A 19,458-nucleotide genomic window follows, 5' to 3' on the forward strand; every position below is an offset into this window, starting at 1 on the left:
AGTAGGTCACCGCCGGACTTAACTTGAGTAGATGGTTTGAGGCCCTGGTACCGTTTGGTGCCGGGGCCTCACCTGTTTAACGGGAAGGGGAGGGGAATTGGGCAGCTGGTGCTGCTTGGTTCCTCCTCCCCTTCTGCTTTAACCTCGATAGCTGCTAAGCGACTAAGGCAACCCCAAACACTTGACTTAGGCATCATTGTTCAAGGGGCCACTCGAAATGGGCATAGTGTGGGATATGAGCGAGGCTGCGACTGACTCATCGACGGTGACTCGACTCGTCTTCCAATTGCGAAAGAGGGAAACCGAACGTGAGAACTTATGTCGTTACTGGCGCTGCTTCCGGTATTGGCGCGGCCACTGCAGAATTGATTCGAGAACGTGGGCACAAGGTCATTGGAGTTGATCTACGCGATGCCGAGGTCACTGCTGACCTATCGACGCAGGCGGGCCGGCTAAGCGCCATCAGCCAGACCCTAGAGCATTCCGAAGGCAAGATTGACGCGGTCATCGCGGCCGCAGGCATCTCGGCTCCTAAGGCGATTACCGTCTCGGTAAACTACTTCGGCGTAACCAGGTATCTGGAAGGCCTGCTGCCTGCATTGGGACTCTCGCAGTCACCACGCGTGGCCGTGGTTTCCTCGATGGCCTCGATCCAGCAGAATTCCGCTGAACTCGTTGATGCGTTGCTTGCAGGCGACGAGGAAGCAGCCCTGGCCATTGGTGCAGCCTTGGAATCCGCTGGCCCGCGATCCGGTTACCTGAATTACCCGTCCTCCAAGCGTGCGCTGAGCCGCTGGGTTCGCCGCGAGTGCATCTCGGAGAAGTGGGCCGGCGCAGGGATCCCATTGAACGCTGTGGCTCCTGGCACCGTGATCACCAACATGACTCGGGACCTATTGGCGACAGAAGAAGGCAAATCGATGGTTGACCAGAATGTGCCGATGCCATTGAACTACCACTCTGAAGCCGTGGTAATTGCCAAGCTACTGCTGTGGCTAACGAGTGCAGAAAATACTCACGTCACCGGGCAAACGATTTGCTGCGATGGCGGTGCCGAGGCTACGCTCCGCGGGGACGATATCTGGAGCTAGCCCAATTAGCCGGGTATGGCGAAGGACACTATTGGTAACGCGTTCTGAAGTGGCGCATCCACTGCGTGCTTGATATAGTTATGGAGTTGTCGCAATCGCGAATGACACCGTAGTTTTCCCATGGCTAGCCATGAGGTATAGAGTTACGGCGATCATAGCGTGGGGGAAACGCCCAGATCCATACCGAACCTGGAAGCTAAGACCCACAGCGCCGATGGTACTGCACTCGGGAGGGTGTGGGAGAGTAGGTCATCGCCGGGCATAATTTGCCGAAGGCCCCGAACTTTTGTTCGGGGCCTTCGATGTTTAACCGGACTCTCGCGCAGCGGACTTAAAGCCAATGGCGGCTTGGAGTTCAATTTCCAAGCCGCCATTGGCGCTAGCCAGTATTAGGCGTTGTCCAAGCGCAGACCGCTTTCCGTATCAAACAGGTGCGCGTGCTGCAGATTTGGTGCAATATTGATGCGCTGTCCACGTGCGGGAGGCGTACGGCCGTCAACACGAACCACGACTATCTGAGTTTCGCCGCCTAGCTCTGCCGAACCGTAGATGTAGGCATCTGCGCCGAGCTCTTCAACAACGTCGACAACAATCTCCACACCTTCGCCGGCACCGACAATCTCGATGTCCTCTGGACGGAAGCCCAAGGTGACTCCACCCTGTGCCCCAGGCGCATCGATAACAGCTGAACCGAAAGCAACCTGTCCATTGGCAGACTGCAACTGCACCAGGTTCATGGCAGGGGACCCGATGAAGCCTGCGACGAAGACATTGCGTGGGCGATCGTAGAGCTCACGAGGAGTGCCTACCTGCTGCAACTCGCCGTCCTTGAGTACGGCAACGCGGTCACCCATAGTCAAGGCTTCCACCTGGTCGTGGGTCACGTACACGGTCGTGACACCGAGTCGGCGGGTCAGCGACGCAATCTGGGTACGGGTCTGCACGCGCAGCTTTGCATCGAGGTTGGACAGCGGCTCGTCCATCAAGAACACCTGGGGTGAACGAACGATGGCGCGACCCATGGCCACACGCTGACGCTGGCCGCCAGACAAGGCCTTGGGCTTGCGGTCCAAGTACTTCTCCAGATCGAGAAGCTTGGCTGCTTCCAGCACGCGCTTCTTGCGTTCCTCCTTGTCGACGCCGGCGATCTTCAAGGCAAATCCCATATTCTCGGCAACGGTCATGTGGGGGTACAGCGCGTAGTTCTGGAAGACCATGGCGATGTCGCGGTCCTTAGGCGGAACGTTGGTCACATCCTTATCGCCAATGAGGATACGACCGGAGTTTACTTCTTCCAAGCCCGCGAGCATGCGCAGGGTGGTGGACTTGCCGCAACCCGAGGGGCCGACCAGGACAAGGAATTCTCCATCTTGGATTTCCAAGTCGATAGCGTCGACGGAAGGCACAAGTGCGCCCGGGTAGATGCGGGTGGCCTTTTCAAAGGTCACAGTTGCCATGATGACAATCCTTTCACGGGCAGGTACGTGCCCGACGATCCGTAGTGAAAGTGAGTTGGGACACTTCAGTGTCGCATGGAAATCAGACTTTTCAAAAGGTGTGGTAATTCACTTGGCGAAAGGATATTATGCGCGGCCGCAGTTGGTCCAGGTCCCACCTTGATGCCCAGATCCGCTGCGCCAAGAACCTTGAATCCGTTCTCGTCGGTCACGTCATCACCGACAAAAAGGACCGCTTGGACGTCGAGTACTTCACGCAACCACTGCAGGCTCTGGCCCTTATCGCCGTGATGCACGGTGGCCTCTAGCACCGCTTTGCCTTCAAGCAGTTTGATGCCGTCCAAATCACGTAGCGCCTGCCGCGCCTGTGCCAGGGCCTTGGCGGCAACTTCAGGTGTTGCCTGGCGGACGTGCAGGACCGTGGCCGACGGTTTGTACTCCACGCTGGCGTTCGCGTGCATCGCAGCAACTCGTTCCAGGCGCTTGGTAATTTGCCCGAGCAGCTCGGACTGCCTAGCGGTCAGCGGCTCATCGTGCCAGATCGCGCCCAGCTGTGGCGGAACCAAGCGCTCGGCACCGTGCGAACCAATGCGAATCTCTGGACGAGGTTCAGGATAGACCTCGCTCAAGGACTGCAGGTTACGCCCCGACACCACCGCGGTGTATACCCCGGGACTGGAAGCCAGCTGCTCGAAGGCAGCAGCAGACTCTTCCAGCGGCCGGGCCTCTTGGGGCCGGTCAACCAGCGGGGACATCGTTCCATCAAAGTCCAAAGCAACTAGTACCCGCTGATGGGCAGCAAATTCAGCGAGCGCGGCCTGCAGGGCAGGGTCAAGGTCAGGCAATGGTATTCCTCATCGGAGATCAGGATTCCTGTCGGAATCTTCTAGCGAACGATTTCGTGCACGGAGGTGGCCGCGTTGATCTCGGCCAGCTCGGCTAGGAAATCCTCGGACCACTTCGAGACGTCGTTGAGCGCCAAGTGGCGGTTCATGCGTTTCATCCGGCGTTCCTGCTCTGCCTCATTCATCTGAACCGCTTCAACGATCTTGGCCTTCATCCCGTCGATGTCGTGCGGGTTGACCAGGACAGCCTGGGTCAGCTGATCGGCAGCGCCGGTGTACTCCGAGAGCACCAGTACACCGCGACCATCCTGGTGCGCAGCGACGAACTCCTTGGCCACCAGATTCATCCCATCGCGCAGGGCCGTGACCAGCAGGACATCGGCTGCCAGATACATGGCGATCATTTCGCGCAGCGGATAGGACTGGTGCAGGTAGCGCAGGGTGGTGTGGCTCAGGGTGTCATGCTGGCCGGTGATCTGCCCGACCATGAGCTCCACCTGGTCACGCAGCTCGATGTAGCTGTCCACGTTTTCCCGGCTGGGGCTGGCTACCTGGATCAGGCAGACATCACCGGCGCGCAGAGTCTGGTCGGAGAGCAGCTCGCCATAGGCCTTCAGGCGGTGGCGAATGCCCTTGGTGTAGTCCAAGCGGTCCACGCCCAGCATGATGGTTTTCGGATTGCCCAGCTCATGGCGGATCTGGGCGGCACGGGCAATGATTTGCGGATCGCGTGCGAGCTTGGCGATTTGCTCGGTATCGATGGAAATCGGATGCGCATTGGCACGGCAGAGATTCTGCATGTCGTTACCGGCTGGGGGCGAAGCCACATCGCCCTTGGTGGAGTAGTCGGTGAAACGGCGCAAGCAGCGCAGGAAATTGCTCGCATCGGTTTCGCGCTGAAACCCGACCAGGTCCGCGCCGACCAGTCCCTGCAAGATCTGGGTGCGCCAGGGCAGCTGCGAAAACAGGCTGGCCGCCGGGAACGGTATGTGCAGGAAGAAGCCGATTTTCAGATCGGGTCGCGCCAGCCGCAGCATCTGCGGAACCAGCTGCAGCTGGTAGTCGTGGACCCACACGGTAGCGTTCGGAGCAGCGATTTCCAGTACGGCATCGGCGAATCGCTGGTTGATCCTCTTGTAGCGGTCCCACCAGGTGCGGTGGTACTCCGGTGGCACGATGACGTCGTGGTAGAGCGGCCAAAGCGTCGAGTTGGAGAAGCCCTCGTAGTAGAGGGTCAGGTCATCCTCATCCAGGGGGACCGGAACCAGATGGATGTCATCCTTGTCGAAGCTCTCCAGCTTCTCGCCGATACCGCCATGCCAGCCTACCCAGGCACCTTCGGACGCAGCCATGACCGGTTCCAAAGCGGTAACCAAACCACCGGGCGAACGCTGGAATCCTTGCGATCCGTCAGGATTGGTGATGCGGTCCACCGGAAGGCGGTTGGCTACAACCACAAAATCGTAGGAATTTTCGGTCTTTGTACTCGGCGCTGGGGTACCCACTGCAAACCTCCTGGTTTGTTCAATCTGGTTCACCGGCGTGGTGCAGATTCGTCGGTTCTGAGTGAATGACTTCTCGTCAAATTTCCTCGCTCTTGCTATTTAGCCTAGTGAAAACTGACTGCTAAGGGAACGAAGGGAGGGATTTCTCCGTCATATGGGCTACTTCTGCGCATGTGCCGCGTGGTCAGCTAAGGACCGGCAGCAAAGAAACGATATCCGCCGATGACTTGGTTTAACGCTCAACTTAAGGTTTTCGAAGCACTTTGGGTGCTGTATGCGAAAGATATGTGAGTCCTGTGAAGGTGGCGGAATCTTGAGTTTTCAAGGATATTGGCGCTCGGAGTTGGCTAAGCTTGACTCCAGATGATAGTTGTCCGCTGACCAAGGAACCGCCAAATTTATGTCTACAAATAACCCGCGCCCATCGAAGGCAGAGCGAACCGCGAGTGCCCGAGAGAAGGCGGCGCAGATGCGTGCCGCTCAAGATGCCGCTCAGAAGCGCAAGTCGCTTTTCGTGAAGCTGGGCGTATTGGCCGCAGTCATTGTGGTCATCGCACTGGTAGTTACCTTGATCGTGCAGAACAACAACGCAAAGGTGGCAGACTCCGGCGCCGTGCCGCAGGGCGGTACCGCAGCCGGTGGCATCATGGTCACCTCGCCGGACACTGTCGCAGAGAAGTCCATCGAGAATGTGGATATCAAGACGCTCGAAGCACCTGCCGAGGCGCCATCGCCTGCTACCCCACGCGACCTGACGGTGGCTGAAAAGGGCGAACCGATCAACATCGCCATGTACGTTGACGCCAACTGCGTTCACTGTGCAGACTTCGAGGCTACCTACGGGGACCAGATCGAGGAATGGCTGGCCAACGGCGACGTCACCGTTGAATACCGCAACGTCGGCTACCTTGACCGTGGTTCAGCAACTAACTTCTCCTCGCGCGGCGCCAACGCATTGGCTTGCGTCGCCGACGAAAGCCCAGAAGCCTACATGGGCTTCGTCAAGGCACTGTGGGGCCACTACCCAGAGGGCGAGATGAAGAACGCCGAGCTGGCCGATCTGGCGATCCAGAATGGCGCTGCGCAGTCCGTTGAAAGCTGCATCGCAGATGACAAGTTCCGTCCATTCGTCCAGTACACCACTACTGCCGGCCAGTACGATGGCGTGGCTGGCACCCCATCGATCTTCGTCCAGGGCAAGGTAGTCGATCTGGCAAAGGAAGACTTCCCAACCGCAGTGAAGGAAGCAATCGCTGCCAACAAGTAAGTCGAACCGGTAGCCTCTGGACAATTGTTCGGGATCCGGTAGTATCCTTATTGATCTCGCACCCCGACCGATGGGAAGGAAGCCAATGCTGGCTTCCTTCCCATCGGCATTTAACTCGGAGCATCGCCAATTCGCAGTGCCGCAGGGTTTTCGGATATTCTTATTCGGTACGCCCCCTTAGCTCAGCTGGCCAGAGCGTCTGTCTTGTAAACTGAAGGTCACCGGTTCGAATCCGGTAGGGGGCTCTGACCTGGTCCTGGACCAGCAACGGGAACCGTGTCCATGAATCTTCGTGGCGCGGTTTCTTTTTTTAGCCCCAGATCTTGCCCGAGCCAGCGTCGCGCCTATGGCAGGCTCAAAGATCCCGCCGGTAGAATTTTGCGCAGAACCTATATTTGAGGAGCCGACCATGGCCGGAGGCCTTGCAGCACTATTGGACGACGTGGCGGCGCTGGTGAAAGTCACCGCGGCATCGCTTGATGACATCGCGCTGGGCGCTGGCAAGGCCAGCACCAAATCGCTAGGCGTCGTCATCGACGATGCGGCAGTCACCCCGCAGTACGTGGCCGGACTCTCGCCCAAGCGCGAGCTTCCAATCATCTGGAAGATCGCCGTTGGGTCTATCCGGAACAAGATGCTGTTCATCCTTCCGGTGGCGCTGATCCTATCGCAGTTCGCTCCATGGGCGCTCACCCCGATCCTGATGATCGGTGGCGCCTATCTGGTCTTCGAAGGCGCCGAGAAGCTGCTTGAGGCGATGGGCGCGATCAAGCACCACACTCCGGGCGGCAAGGAGGGAGTGCGCGACGAGAAAGCGATCATCGGATCGGCAGTGCGCACAGACCTCGTGCTTTCCGCGGAGATCATGGTCATCTCGCTGAACGAGGTGTCCCACGAGCCATTCTTGAATCGCGCGCTGATCCTGATTGTGATCGCCATCCTGATGACCGTCGTGGTCTATGGCGCCGTGGGCTTGATCGTCAAAATGGACGACATCGGACTGCACATGGCCGCCAAGCCGCGCCAGCTCACGCAGAAGATCGGGCGCGGCCTGGTCAAGGCGATGCCCATCGTGATGTCCATCCTGAGCAAGGTCGGCGTGATCGCGATGCTCTGGGTCGGCGGGCACCTGCTGCTGGTCGGCATGGACGAACTGGGCTGGCACGCACCGTACGGCTTCGTGCACCACGTGGAACTGCTGGTCCACGACGCGACCGGCCAGGCCGGCGCCGTGCTGGGCTGGCTGGTGAACACCGCCTTCTCCTGCCTTGCCGGTTTCATCATGGGTACCGTGATTACCGTCATCATCCTGGGCATCCAGAAGCTGCGCCACAAGGGCAAAGCCGAAGCAGACCACTAGGAACAGGAATCAGCCAGATGCCCGCGCACGTAGAATAGAGAAGTTGCCGCCCGGACTCGGTCTACCGGTCCAGCCCAACTGTCTGGCCTACGTGGAAAGATCGATGCGTGTTGAGTAGAGAATTGACAGATCAGGCCACCGCCCGCCATGCGCGCGGAGCCTACTTCACCCCGGAACCCGTCGCCAGCTTCATGGCGCAGTGGGCGCTGGGGGAGCAAGGATCCAAGGTCCTGGAACCCTCCTGCGGTGAAGCGCAATTCCTTGCCGCTGCCCATCCGGTGCTCGCAGATGGCCGAGAGCGGGTCGAGCTGGTGGGCCTGGAACTGCACGAACCATCGGTGCAGGCCGCCCGTGAACGGATGAGCGCCGCCGGGATCGACGCGCGCATCGAGCACGCCAACTTCTTCGAGGTCACCGGCAACGCCGAGTACGACGCTGTCATCGGCAACCCTCCCTACGTGCGCTACCAGCTGCACCGCGGGGCTGACCGGCAGCTCTCGCGCGCCGCGGCCAAAGCCTCGGGCGTGGAACTGAATGAACTTGCCAGCATCTGGGCCGCTTTCGTCGTGCATGCCACCAGCTTCCTTGCCGTCGGCGGGCGCCTGGCCCTGGTGCTTCCGGCAGAGCTGATGTTCGTGAACTATGCCGGGCCTGTCCGCCAGATGCTGCTTGAACGCTTCGCCAGCGTGCACCTGGCCGTCTTCGAAGAGCGCTTGTTCGCCGACGCGCAGGAAGAAGTGGTGCTGCTGCTGGCCGAGGGCTTCCGCGAAGGGGCTAGCGGTTCCTTCAACCTGCACCAATTCCGCAATGCGCTGGATCTGCAAGCCCTGGGCGAAGGCACCCGCCACACCCCGGTGCGCATGAACGAGCGCTGGACCGGTTCCCTGGTCGGCCTCGAAGCCCAGGGGATCTTGTCGGCGGCACTGGCCGCCGGCCGGATGGCGCCGCTGCAGTCCTGGGGCGAAACCTCGCTGGGCGCGGTCACCGGCAATAATAAGTGGTTCACCCTCTCGGCCCAGCAGATCCAGGACCTGGGGCTGGCCCGCGAGGACCTGATCCGGATCTCGCCTCCGGGCTCGCGCCACCTGCGCGGGCTGGAATTGAGCGAGGACGGCTGGGAAAAGCTCGCCGAGCACGGGGCAGCTGCCTACATGTTCCGCCCCGGCGCGGAACCCAGCGGCGCCGGTGCGCGCTTTGTGGCCAGCGGTGAACTGCAGAACGTCGACCAGGCCTACAAGTGCAAGGTGCGCTCGCCATGGTGGCGGGTGCCGGTGCTCTCGGTGCCGGACCTGTTCATGACCTACATGAACGCCGACACCCCGCGGTTGACCGCCAACGAGGCCGCGGTGCACCACATCAACTCGATCCATGGGGTGTACCTCGGCGCCGATGCGCGCGAGCTGGGCCGCGAGCTGCTCCCGGTGGCATCGCTCAATACCCTGACCATGCTCGGAGCCGAAATGGTGGGCCGCTCCTACGGCGGCGGCATCCTGAAGCTGGAACCGCGTGAAGCCGACCAGCTGCCGGTCCCGGCGATCGGCATGGTGCAGCGCTATGCCCGGCAATTGCGTGCCATCAAGCCGGCGGTGCGTGAACTGCTGGTGCAGGGGCGCAAGCAAGAGGCCACCGACCTGGTGGACGGCGTGGTGCTCGAGCAGCTGCTCGCCTTGGAGCCGGATGCGCTGGAGGCGGTCCGCACTGCGCGAATGAATATGCTCGAACGCCGCAAGGCCAGAAGCAAAGCCGTGAGGGGATGAACGTGGCCAATCCTGCGATCGAAAAGACCTTGGCCTTTGCCGAATTCGATACCACCTTGATGTCAGCGGCGAAGGATTCGCCCTGGCTGGGCAATGGCGCGGTAACCGAGGAATTCAACCCGTCCTTCCCGGTGCTCGAACGCCTGCTGAGCATCCCGGTCCGCAACAAGGCGGTCACCCGATCGGGCCGCTTTGCCCAGGGCGTGGACGCATGGCTGGCCCATGAATTGCGCCGTGCCGGATTCGATGCGGATCTGGTGTGGCCGCGTCCCGAGGCGCCCCGGGTCTTGTCCAGCGACATACTGGAACTGCTGCGCAAGCTGCCGGAGCGGCTGGCCGACGAGGTGCACGAGTCCATCATGGCGGGCAAGGCGGGCAGCATCGACGCGCGCATCCTGGGCCGCGCCTACATGAAGCAAACCGACGTGGTGATGACCCATTGGTCCACCGGTCCCGAACTGCTGCTCAGCACCAAGGCGATGACCTCATCCTTCGGCAAGAACCTGGCCAACCGCTATGAAGAGGCCTATGGGGATGCGGCTAACCTGCGGGCCCGCTACCCGCTGGCAGCCGTCGGGTTCTTCTTCGTGCAGCGTGCCACGATCCTGGAATCCGAGCCGGCCGCCTTCCGCCGCACCGTGGACATGATCCGCAAGCTGCGCGACTTCGGCGACGGCTTCGGGTACACCGCCACCGGCCTGCTGCTGGTGGATTGGGATGAGAGCGCGGAGCATCCCGAAGTGAAATGCGTCCACGCTCCGGTGCCCGCGGATATTGCCGCGCCGCAGTTCCTCAACGCCATGGTCGATGCGGTCCTGAAGGTCACCCCGATCGACCTGCACGAGGCCGCTCGCGCTCGCCGGGCCGGAGAAGTTGCCCCGCTGCCGGGCCACGGCTCCGTGGACGAACAGCAGGACGCCCTGTTCTAGGCGGTCACATCACCGGCACGGCGGAGGCCGGATCATCGGATCCGAACTGCGCGGCGAATCCCTGGACCGGGGCCGGGCCGGCCATGAGGCTCGGGGCTGGCATCGCACTTTCGGGAAGGTGGATGGCCACGTGGTCCTCGGAGGCCTGCGGCAATTGCGCGGCCCACTGCCATGCGGCCTCGGTGGCCCGGTAGATGAACTTCAGCTGCCCATCGTGCTCGAAGCTGCGCTCGCGCTGCCACAGTTCCGAGCGCTCGTAGAAGGCCCAGGATGCCGGGTTCTGCGAATCGATGACGCTGATCGGAGTTTTGCCCGAACGCAGCGCGTGGGCAAGGCGCAGCGACGTCGCATGCTGGCGGATGCCCAGGCGGCGGTAGTCCGGGCGCACGGCCATGCAACCGAGCTCCACGGCGTTCATCGAAGAAGTCGGGGCAATGATGGAATCATGCACGAGGCCTGCGGCAACCAAGGTGCCCTGGTCGCGCACGGTCACAAGCAGCGAGAGCCGGTCGAACTTCTGGTTCCAACGCTGGTCGACCAGGGGGTAAAGGGTCGCTAATTCGGCGCGCTGGGCCGGCTGAACGCATAGGGATGACAAGGAAAAGTTCAGGTTTTCAAACACTGGGTACGGTCCTAAATTCTAAGAACGAACGAAAGATGAGGCTTTTGCGCGGTGGAAAAATCCACTGCGCGGTTTCGTTGGCCTTGAGGGGACCGATGCCGGCGGCTTCCGGCAACTTCCTTGTAGGGTCCAGTTTGAGCTCGATGAGCTAGAAAAATTATGGAGTCTAAAGTCCCTTTTTGACAAGTGGAAATGGGTACTTTTAGGTGAATCGCAAATAAACTATTCGGCGCTGTTTTTCTGCTCTACTCATTGCCTGAACCGCGACTGTTCGAACCTGCGCTGGAAGCGGCATTTCGGCGTGTTCCGGGGACGGATTCCGGGCGCTGGAACCGGTGGCCGATTTGGAGTGAGGTCCACGGCCCGGTAGGATTGCTTATGCGCTTGGCTTGCAAGTCAGGGCGCAGATGGATCTTTAGCTCAGTTGGTTAGAGCGTTCGCCTCACACGCGAAAGGTCGCTGGTTCGAGTCCAGTAAGATCCACCAAGAACGAAAGCCACCGCAATGCGGTGGCTTTCGCTGTTTCCGGGACAGCCAGGATCCTAGGCGCCAAGCAGCTGGTGCACCATGGGCTTGACCTCTTCTCCGAGCAACTTGATGCTGTTCATCATCGCCTCGTGCGGCAAGGAACCGGCAGAGTACTTGATGTCAACGCGCGACAAGCCCAGCTGCTGGGCCACCTTGGCCATCTTCCGTGCCACAGTTTCCGGGCTGCCGGCCATCATGGCTCCCTCGGGCCCCATGGAAGCCTGCAAGCGCATCTTGCTGGCCGGCGGCCAGCCTCGTTCGGCGCCCAGCCGATTCATGGTGCGCTGGTAATGCGGCCAGAGGGTTTCCAGGGCCTCCTGGTCGGTGGAAGCCACCAAGCCATGGAAGTGCGCCGAGACCGGCAATTCTCCATAGCCGAACTCCTTCAGCGCACGGCGGTAGAGGGTTGCCAAGCCTTCGAAGGCCGAGGGCTGGCCGCCGATAATGGCCAAGCACAACGGCAAGCCATGCCGGGCCGCGCGGGTGACCGACTGCGGGCTGCCACCCACGCCCACCCAGGTGGTCAAGGGCTGGTCTTCCAGCAGCGGGTAGATCTGCTGGTTGCGCAAGGCGGCGCGGTGCATTCCCTGCCAGGAAACCGGGGTGCCGTGGCGGAGCTTGGCCAGCAGATGCAGCTTCTCTTCGAACAGGTCCTCGTAGTCTTCAAGATCCAGGCCGAAGAGCGGGAAGGATTCGATGAAGGAGCCGCGGCCTGCGATGATCTCGACTCGCCCGTTGGAGATCGCGTCCAAGGTGGCAAAGCGTTCGTAGACGCGCACCGGGTCGTCGCTGGAGAGCACGGTCACCGCGGTGCCGAGCTTGATGCGCTGGGTAGTGCTGGCCAGGGCGGCCAGAACCATTTCGGGGGAGGAGATGGCATAGTCATCGCGGTGGTGCTCGCCGACACCGAAGAAATCAAGGCCCGATGCTTCGGCCTGCTGCCCCTCGGCGATGACATTGCGGATCACCTGGGCATGGCTCAGCGGGTTGCCCTGGGCATCCTCGGTGATGTCGCCGAAGGTCTCGGCTCCGATTTCTGGCAATGGGAACTGCGTATTCATTGGATCCTCCGGATTATATGCAAACACATCTAACTTCTGCATGGTGCAACCAACTGCCGAGCGCCGGTATTCCAGTGGCCGAAAATACCCTTAAATGTGTTCGGCGATACCTCCCGAATTCGCCACGTTCCCGACAACTTTTCATGCACGGGTTGTATGGTGAATCCCATGGGAAAAACTTTGGATGAGGGGGCATGATTCGTGGCGCATCGATCTAGCGAGGAACAGGCCGCCTCGTCGAATGCCGTAGGCGAGGATCCGGCTCCGCTAGCTGGCGTCTTGCCCCGCATTGCCACTAGTGAGATCAACATGGGCTTCCATCCGGCAGAGCCCGCCGAAGAGCCGGCAACGGCATCTGAACTACCGCTCAATACGGCGGTCAGCGCCAACGTGGCGGCTGCCGATGTCTCGGATATCGAGTGGCGCACCGGCCAGGTCCACACCACCGATGAGGGCATTACCCTCATGCCTACCCGCGCCAACCCGGTGGCCCGTCGGCTGCTGGCGAAAATGTGGATCTCGGATACCCCTCCCACCGAGGCGCTGAACATCGTTGAGCGCCTGCAGGGCACCCCCTACGCCAACCCCAAGGTCAATGTGGACCAGGACGCGTCCAACCGGCGCACCATGGAGTTCGCGCTGGATTTGGGCGAGACCTTGATCCGCTACGGCGCAGGCGCCTTGGAAGTGGAAACCAGCGTGATCGCGGTGACCGCGGCACTGGGCTTGAGCCACTTGGATGTGGACATCACCAACCAGTCCCTGCATTTGAACTACAGCCCGCCGGACGCCGAAAGCTACTCGGTGCTGCGTGTGGTCCGCTCCTACACCTCGAACTACGCCGGCATGGTGCTGGTGCACGAACTCGTCTCGGATATCATTGCCGGCGGCGTATCGCGATCCGTTTCAGCGAAGCGGCTGAAGGACATCACGCGGCAGCCCAAGCCGTTCCCGCGCTGGATCGTCGCCTGCGGCCGGGCCGTGTTCGCGGCCGCGTTCGTGCTCTTCATTGGCGGCTCGTGGGCTGGTGCGCTGGTGGCGATGCTGTCCTCGAGCCTCGTGACGCAGATCGGCCGATACGGCTCGCGCTGGAGAGTGCCCGAGTTCTTCACTATCGCGGCCTCGACATTGGTGGTCACCGGCATTGCCTTGCTGGGGCATCAATTCCACGCTCCGCTGGATCCGGCGCTGGTGGTCTCTGGCGGCATCTTGCTGCTGCTTCCGTCGGGCAGATTCGTTTCGGCATTGCAGGATGCCATCAACGGCTTCCCGGTGACAGCGGTAGGCCGGTTGTTCTCGGCCAGCCTGATCTACGGGGCGATCCTCTGCGGAATTGCTACGGCCCTGGTGATCTCGGATCTGCTCGGGGGAGAGAAGGTCGACGTTCACCAGATCGTCCAAACCGACTATCCGGCCTGGCTGCTGGTGGTCTTGGTGGGCGTGGCCATTGTCGCCGGTGCGGTCACCGAGCAGAGCGCGCTGCGCCTGCTGCTGCCTACCGCCGGCATTGCGGTCGGCGGCTACCTGGTGCAGCTGCTGGCCGAAAGCATTGGACTCGGAGACCGGGCTACCCCGGCGCTGGTCGCCACGGTGATCGGTTTCGCCGCGCGGCTGGCGGCGGACAAACTCCGCTCCCCGCAGCTGGTGCTAGCGGCTCCTGCGGTCATGTTCCTGCTTCCGGGCCTGATGATCTTCCGCGCAATGTACGGCATCGTCATCAACGTCAATGACACCGCCACGGGACTGGTGGAGATGTTCAACGCCATGGCGATCATGCTCTCCATCGCTGGCGGCGTCGTCTTCGGCGATACGCTGTGCCGTCCATTGACCTCCAGCGCCCGGCGTGAGCGCCGGCGGATCCGCCGACGCTAGGCTTTCGGCAACGACCAGTCAATCGGCTTCTGTCCGCTGTCGGACAGGAGCCGATTGATGCTTGAGAAGGGCTTGGAGCCGAAGAACCCGCGCGAGGCTGAGAGCGGCGAGGGGTGGGAGCTTTGCAGCTGCACGGCGTTGGACAGGGACTCGGAGAGTTTCTGCGCATGCTTGCCCCAGAGCAAAGCCGCCGGAGGCCGCGGACGGTCATTGAGCGCGGTGAGGATGGCATGCAGAATTGGCGCCCAACCCAGCTTCTGATGCGAGCCGGCATTGCCAGCGGCTACGGAGAGCACCTGGTTCAGCAGCAAGACGCCTTCGGAAAGCCATGGACTGAGGTCTGGATGCGCGACCGGCTCCAGCCCCAGATCGGACTGCAATTCCTTGTAGATATTGGCCAAGGAGCGCGGCAGCGGACGCACCTGCTTGTTGGCCGCGAAGGCCAAACCGTTTGCGTGGCCGGGTGTCGGATATGGGTCTTGGCCAACAATTAGGACCTTGACTTCGGACAATGGCAGGCTCAGTGCGCGGAACATCACCTCCGGTGCCGGCAGGATCTGTTCACCGGCCGCCGAACGGGCCGCCAAATCGGTGGCCAGGGAACGCAGCAACGAGTCCTGCTCGCAGAGTGCCGGTACCCAGTCTGCAGCGATAAACCCGTGGTCGGCCATGGATTGGGCACCATGGTAGAACGGGAAATCAGCCGCTTCGTACACTGGTGTCCGAGCTGGCTGGGGTGCATCGAAAAGTGCTGGCTGCAAATCGTCCATAGGGGTAATTGTGCCGTTTTTCTGGCGTGCCTGTGCTCGGCCACACGGTGTTAGGCAAGCAGATTGGTTAGAATATCGGTGGTATGTCTACCGATGGTGGATTACATGCAAAACCGAAACCTGAGAAAACTGGTCCAAGGACAGAGGTGAGAACGTATGGCTGAGAATGAATTGCTGGTGGATTTCGTCATGAACCCGGATTCGGAATTGGACGAGCGTTCGCAACAGATCCTCAACCTGGAAAAGTTGTGGTGGAAGTATGCCGGGGCCAAGGAACAAGCCATTACCAAGCAGTTTTCGATGTCGCCGACGAATTATTACCAGCTGCTGAACCAGCTGATTGAAACCGACGCGGCACTGGCCTACGACCCGATGTTGGTCAAGCGCCTGCGCAGAGCACGTTCCACAAAACGTCGCGTGGGCGGTAAGGTCGGCACGGGACGATAACCCTGCCTGCCGTGACCAATCAGACCTCGAGCAAGGACAAGAATGACCAACTACCCGCGTGACGAATTTGATCGCGTTCCGGAGTTCAGCACCCGTGTGGGTTCGCACCACGCCCACGGATGGGCGCAGTCCGCCGCGTCGAAGTCAACCGGTGGGAAATTGCGCTGGGTAGTGCTGACCGCTGTACTCGTGCTGGTGATCGGTGCCTTGTCCTTCATCTTCGGCCCTCAGCTCAAGGAGACCCTCGCGACTTCCACGGGAAGCGACACCTCGCAAACCCAGGAAGTCACCGCCGAGCCCTCCGTGGAACCCACACCTAGTGAATCCGCATCGCCAACGAGCACCATCGATGACGAAGACGTGCTCTACGGCCAGCTGATTGGCGTGTACAACGCGGCAAGTGTTGCCGGTCTGGCTAATGAAGGCGAAGACGCCATGGCCGAAGCCGGGTTCACCAGCATTGTGGCCGACAACTGGACCAGGCCCGCAGAAGTCTCCACGGTTTATTACATGTCCGAGTCCTACCGCACTACCGCTGAAAAAGCTGCAGAAATCCTGAATATCGACGAAGTTCTGCAGACCAGCAACATTCCGAACCGGGTCACCGTGGTTCTGGGCTCCGATGACACCCTGGGGCTAAACGAATAATTCGTTCATAATTCCATTCGCTCAGAGCCGATCGGCTTGCACTCGCCATGCGAGAGTGCCAATATTTGTATTAGCACTCATGCGTTGCGACTGCTAACGCCGGTCGGCTTTTGCGTTCTCCAAGAACTCCATGAAGCACCGGACAGCGGACGCAGGGCGTGGGCGTGGAAAATACCTCAGATAGCGAGAGCTGAAACGGTTGCTGGCCCGATGCCGCACCGGTCCACTCGTCCGTCGCGGGCGCTGTCTGTCGGTTGCATTTTCGCAAAATCGTCCCGAAAGGACCGTACGCCACAATGGCTAAGATGATTGCATTTGACGAGGAAGCACGCCGCGGACTTGAGCGCGGCCTGAACACCCTTGCTGACGCGGTGAAGGTCACCCTGGGCCCACGCGGCCGCAACGTTGTTCTGGAAAAGAAGTGGGGCGCTCCTACTATCACCAACGACGGCGTGTCCATCGCTAAGGAAATCGACCTCGAAGAGCCTTACGAGAAGATCGGCGCAGAGCTGGTCAAGGAAGTTGCCAAGAAGACCGACGACGTCGCTGGCGACGGTACCACCACCGCAACCGTGCTGGCACAGGCACTGGTCAAGGAAGGCCTGCGCAACGTTGCCGCAGGTGCTGACCCAATCGCACTGCGCCGCGGTATCGACAAGGCCGTAGAAGCTGTTACCGCTGAACTGTTCGCCGCTGCGAAGAAGGTCGAATCCAAGGAGCAGATCGCTGCTACCGCTTCGATCTCTGCTGGCGATCCGGAAATCGGCGCACTGATTGCTGAAGCTCTCGACAAGGTCGGCGAGCAGGGCGTTATCACCGTTGAAGAATCCAACACCTTCGGCCTGGAGCTGGAGCTGGCAGAGGGCATGCGCTTCGACAAGGGCTACATCTCCGCTTACTTCGTCACCGACGCTGAGCGCCAGGAAACCGTTCTCGAGGACCCTTACGTCCTCATCGTGAACTCGAAGATCTCCTCGGTCAAGGACATGGTGACCTTGCTGGAGAAGGTCATGCAGTCGAACAAGTCGCTGCTGATCATCGCCGAAGATGTCGAGGGCGAAGCCCTGGCTACCCTGATCCTGAACAAGATCCGCGGCCTGTTCAAGTCCGTTGCTGTCAAGGCTCCGGGCTTCGGCGACCGTCGCAAGGCCATGCTGACCGACATCGCTATCCTCACCGGCGGCCAGGTTGTTTCCGAGGAAATCGGCCTGTCCCTGGACAACGTAGGCCTGGAAGTCCTCGGTACCGCCCGCAAGGTCGTTATCACCAAGGACGAGACCACCATCGTTGAAGGTGGCGGCGAAGCCGACGCCATCGAGGGACGCAAGGCCCAGATCGCAGCCGAGATCAAGAACACCGACTCGGACTACGACCGCGAGAAGCTGCAGGAGCGCCACGCAAAGCTCTCCGGCGGTGTCGCTGTGCTGAAGGCCGGGGCTGCTACCGAGGTAGAGCTCAAGGAGCGCAAGCACCGCATCGAAGATGCCGTGCGCAACGCCAAGGCAGCTGTTGAAGAAGGCATCGTCGCCGGTGGTGGCGTTGCACTGATCCAGGCTGGCGCTGCAGCATTCGAGAAGCTGGTTCTGGAAGGCGACGAAGCTACCGGTGCGAACATCGTTCGCGTTGGCATCGAAGCCCCGCTGAAGCAGATTGCCCTGAACGCTGGCATGGAGCCAGGCGTTGTCGCTGACAAGGTCAAGGGCCTGCCAGCAGGCCACGGCCTGAACGCTGCAACCGGCGAATACGTGAACCTGCTCGAAGCTGGTGTCAACGACCCAGTGAAGGTGACCCGTTCGGCACTGCAGAACGCGGCATCGATCGCTGGCCTGTTCCTGACCACCGAAGCTGTTGTCGCAGATAAGCCAGCTCCTGCTGGCGCTGCCCCAGCCGGTGGCGATGACATGGGTGGCATGGGCGGAATGGGCGGCTTCTAAGCTTCCCGCACGCACTAAGCACGCAGTTATCGCGCCGATGGCCCGGATCCTTTCGAGGGATCCGGGCCATCGGCCGTTTAACGTGGGCCAAGCGTTGCACTATAGCCAGCTGTGCAGCAGCTCCAGCTCGGTGCCCAAATTGTTCCGCGCGCGCTGCTCCCAGCGCCGGGATCCGGCTTGGGTGCCGTAGATCATTTCTTTCTCCAACAGGCCGCTGAGGATCTTGCTGCGCCCGGAAGCAAGCACATGGCGGGGAAGATGCCCGTACTCCTTGTAGATCGCCTCGGCGTAGCGCTGGTAGGCCGGAGCGGGGCGGGCCAGGACCTCCAGATCGGCATCGCAGAGGATATGGCCCAGGCGATCGGTTTCTGCCGGGGCATGCTTGGCGGTGAGCATGACCAGCCCGCTGACCTTCGAGACGGCACCAGGGGAGAGGACTCCCCACAGCCGTTCACGGGCCAAGGTGGCCGACTTGAACTCGTCCTCGCTGGTTCCAGCGTAGACGGCGTCGTGGAACCACGCAGCGAGTTGGAGCAGCATGAGCTCTTCGGGATCGGCCTGGCCTTCAGCCAGCCAGTCGATGGCTTCGAGCACCGAGAGCAGATGCACCCGGTCGTGGTAGTGGCGATGGCTCTCGGACCAATAGCCCAACAGCTCGGTTCCGAGCTGAGGCTCGGTGGGCAAGGTGCGGGACCAACGCCGGGTGAGGACGGTGCCCAGCTTCTCCGGACGGTATTTGGCTGGTATCCGAATCCCGGACTTGACCAGTGCGCGGACCAGCTCGGATCCGGAGACTTCAAGGGCGCCAGCTGCCACGAGCCGATCGTAGCGTTCGCGAGGCACATCGTAGTGATCCCGGTCGAAAGCGCGGCGGGAGATTTCTTGCTGCCCGGCGAACTCATGGAGTTCAGCCAATGAAGTATCCGACACCAAGTGGGCAAAGAGCGTGCCGTGGGCAGGCCAGCGCGGCGGGTCGATCAGAATGCTCATAAGGCTAAGCCTACTGATCAACCGGCCGTCGCGTCTGCGGTTTTCAGTAACGGAACAGCGAGGTGTTGACCTGCTCGACCTCTTCGTACTGCATGGAGGCATGGTTCAAGGCCGTGGCAATGCTGCTCAGCGCCTCTTCGATCTGCACATGGGTTGAGCGCCATTCGGCCACGATCGACTGGAAGGAGGCCGCGGCGGAACCCTGCCAGGTGCTTTGCAACTGGTCCAAGTTCATTTGCATGGTCGAGACCTCATTGCGTAGCCGGTCAATGGTGTTCATGACGGCCTGGGATTTAACCTGCATCTCGCCGGTGTTGGTGGAGAACGTACTCACTGGAATCGTCCTTTCTGGAATGAGCGGTTTGATCACTGATG

Annotated in this window: 17 protein-coding genes, 2 tRNA genes and 1 rRNA gene; 12 read left to right on the forward strand and 8 right to left on the reverse strand. The window is 61.0% G+C overall.

All coding sequences use genetic code 11. From position 1 onward, the window contains the following. Window positions 1-308 precede the first annotated feature (308 nt). Complete coding sequence (locus M2368_RS06055; RefSeq protein WP_498724193.1) at window positions 309-1,091, forward strand: SDR family oxidoreductase; 783 nt, start codon at window positions 309-311, stop codon at window positions 1,089-1,091. 144 nt (window positions 1,092-1,235) lie between these two features. Further along, a 5S ribosomal RNA gene (rrf, locus tag M2368_RS06060) occupies window positions 1,236-1,352 on the forward strand. Window positions 1,353-1,480: 128 nt separating this feature from the next. On the opposite strand, the gene M2368_RS06065 is transcribed toward rrf, so the two are convergent. The 3 genes from M2368_RS06065 to M2368_RS06075 form a co-directional block, all read right to left on the reverse strand. Then, window positions 1,481-2,548 carry an ABC transporter ATP-binding protein gene (locus M2368_RS06065; protein WP_105659109.1) on the reverse strand — a complete coding sequence of 356 codons (1,068 nt, stop codon included), beginning with the start codon at window positions 2,546-2,548 and terminating at the stop codon, window positions 1,481-1,483. A 65-nt stretch (window positions 2,549-2,613) separates the two neighbouring features. Beyond that, window positions 2,614-3,393 (reverse strand): trehalose-phosphatase, encoded by a 780-nt coding sequence (gene otsB, locus M2368_RS06070; RefSeq protein WP_146112911.1) that lies wholly within the window; start codon window positions 3,391-3,393, stop codon window positions 2,614-2,616. A gap of 41 nt (window positions 3,394-3,434) precedes the next feature. Beyond that, window positions 3,435-4,898: an alpha,alpha-trehalose-phosphate synthase (UDP-forming) gene (locus tag M2368_RS06075; protein ID WP_388024933.1), complete on the reverse strand. Its 1,464-nt coding sequence runs from the start codon at window positions 4,896-4,898 to the stop codon at window positions 3,435-3,437. A 400-nt stretch (window positions 4,899-5,298) separates the two neighbouring features. Between M2368_RS06075 and M2368_RS06080 the strand changes: the two genes are divergently transcribed. The 5 genes from M2368_RS06080 to M2368_RS06100 all read left to right on the forward strand — a co-directional run bounded on the left by M2368_RS06080 (window position 5,299) and on the right by M2368_RS06100 (window position 10,211). Then, window positions 5,299-6,165, forward strand: coding sequence for a DsbA family protein (locus M2368_RS06080; protein ID WP_133835107.1), 867 nt, complete (start codon window positions 5,299-5,301; stop codon window positions 6,163-6,165). Window positions 6,166-6,336: 171 nt separating this feature from the next. Continuing rightward, window positions 6,337-6,410: transfer RNA gene (locus tag M2368_RS06085), tRNA-Thr, on the forward strand. A gap of 164 nt (window positions 6,411-6,574) precedes the next feature. After that, entirely contained in the window at window positions 6,575-7,525 is a 951-nt protein-coding gene (locus tag M2368_RS06090) for a DUF808 domain-containing protein (protein ID WP_105659113.1), read from the forward strand. Window positions 7,526-7,647: 122 nt separating this feature from the next. Next, window positions 7,648-9,282, forward strand: a complete 1,635-nt coding sequence (locus M2368_RS06095; protein WP_498724194.1) for an HsdM family class I SAM-dependent methyltransferase — start codon at window positions 7,648-7,650, stop codon at window positions 9,280-9,282. Beyond that, window positions 9,279-10,211 (forward strand): hypothetical protein, encoded by a 933-nt coding sequence (locus tag M2368_RS06100; protein WP_105661589.1) that lies wholly within the window; start codon window positions 9,279-9,281, stop codon window positions 10,209-10,211. Before M2368_RS06095 ends, M2368_RS06100 begins: the two co-directional genes overlap by 4 nt. 4 nt (window positions 10,212-10,215) lie before the next feature. Here the strand turns inward: M2368_RS06100 and M2368_RS06105 are convergent, their stop codons facing one another. Further along, window positions 10,216-10,833, reverse strand: coding sequence for a GNAT family N-acetyltransferase (locus M2368_RS06105; protein WP_105659116.1), 618 nt, complete (start codon window positions 10,831-10,833; stop codon window positions 10,216-10,218). Between the two features lie 409 nt (window positions 10,834-11,242). On the opposite strand from M2368_RS06105, the gene M2368_RS06110 reads away from it, so the two are divergent. After that, window positions 11,243-11,319, forward strand: a tRNA-Val gene (locus tag M2368_RS06110). A gap of 56 nt (window positions 11,320-11,375) precedes the next feature. Here M2368_RS06110 and M2368_RS06115 read toward each other — a convergent pair. Further along, entirely contained in the window at window positions 11,376-12,422 is a 1,047-nt protein-coding gene (locus M2368_RS06115; RefSeq protein ID WP_498724195.1) for an LLM class flavin-dependent oxidoreductase, read from the reverse strand. A 201-nt stretch (window positions 12,423-12,623) separates the two neighbouring features. Here M2368_RS06115 and M2368_RS06120 point away from each other — a divergent pair, with 201 nt between their 5' ends. Further along, the gene (locus tag M2368_RS06120) at window positions 12,624-14,294 is read left to right on the forward strand and encodes a threonine/serine exporter family protein (RefSeq protein ID WP_105659118.1); all 1,671 of its coding nucleotides are present in this window, start codon (window positions 12,624-12,626) and stop codon (window positions 14,292-14,294) included. Here M2368_RS06120 and M2368_RS06125 read toward each other — a convergent pair. Beyond that, window positions 14,291-15,064, reverse strand: coding sequence for a uracil-DNA glycosylase (locus M2368_RS06125; protein WP_332731160.1), 774 nt, complete (start codon window positions 15,062-15,064; stop codon window positions 14,291-14,293). The two genes, M2368_RS06120 and M2368_RS06125, sit on opposite strands and share 4 nt — an antisense overlap. A 156-nt stretch (window positions 15,065-15,220) precedes the next feature. Between M2368_RS06125 and M2368_RS06130 the strand changes: the two genes are divergently transcribed. From M2368_RS06130 to groL, 3 genes are all read left to right on the forward strand, one after another. Continuing rightward, complete coding sequence (locus tag M2368_RS06130; RefSeq protein ID WP_105659120.1) at window positions 15,221-15,511, forward strand: DUF3263 domain-containing protein; 291 nt, start codon at window positions 15,221-15,223, stop codon at window positions 15,509-15,511. Window positions 15,512-15,553: 42 nt separating this feature from the next. After that, window positions 15,554-16,159, forward strand: a complete 606-nt coding sequence (locus M2368_RS06135; protein ID WP_105659121.1) for a LytR C-terminal domain-containing protein — start codon at window positions 15,554-15,556, stop codon at window positions 16,157-16,159. A gap of 296 nt (window positions 16,160-16,455) precedes the next feature. Further along, window positions 16,456-18,093, forward strand: a complete 1,638-nt coding sequence (gene groL, locus M2368_RS06140; RefSeq protein ID WP_105659122.1) for a chaperonin GroEL — start codon at window positions 16,456-16,458, stop codon at window positions 18,091-18,093. Between the two features lie 99 nt (window positions 18,094-18,192). On the opposite strand, the gene M2368_RS06145 is transcribed toward groL, so the two are convergent. After that, window positions 18,193-19,083 (reverse strand): DUF4031 domain-containing protein, encoded by an 891-nt coding sequence (locus M2368_RS06145; RefSeq protein WP_332487728.1) that lies wholly within the window; start codon window positions 19,081-19,083, stop codon window positions 18,193-18,195. Window positions 19,084-19,126: 43 nt separating this feature from the next. Further along, a complete protein-coding gene (locus M2368_RS06150; RefSeq protein ID WP_038990044.1) occupies window positions 19,127-19,417 on the reverse strand; it encodes a WXG100 family type VII secretion target in 291 nt (96 codons plus the stop codon). Between the last annotated feature and the right edge of the window lie 41 nt (window positions 19,418-19,458).

Origin of the sequence: Arthrobacter sp. JUb119 (assembly GCF_024807995.1) — a bacterium.
GTDB lineage: Bacteria > Actinomycetota > Actinomycetes > Actinomycetales > Micrococcaceae > Glutamicibacter.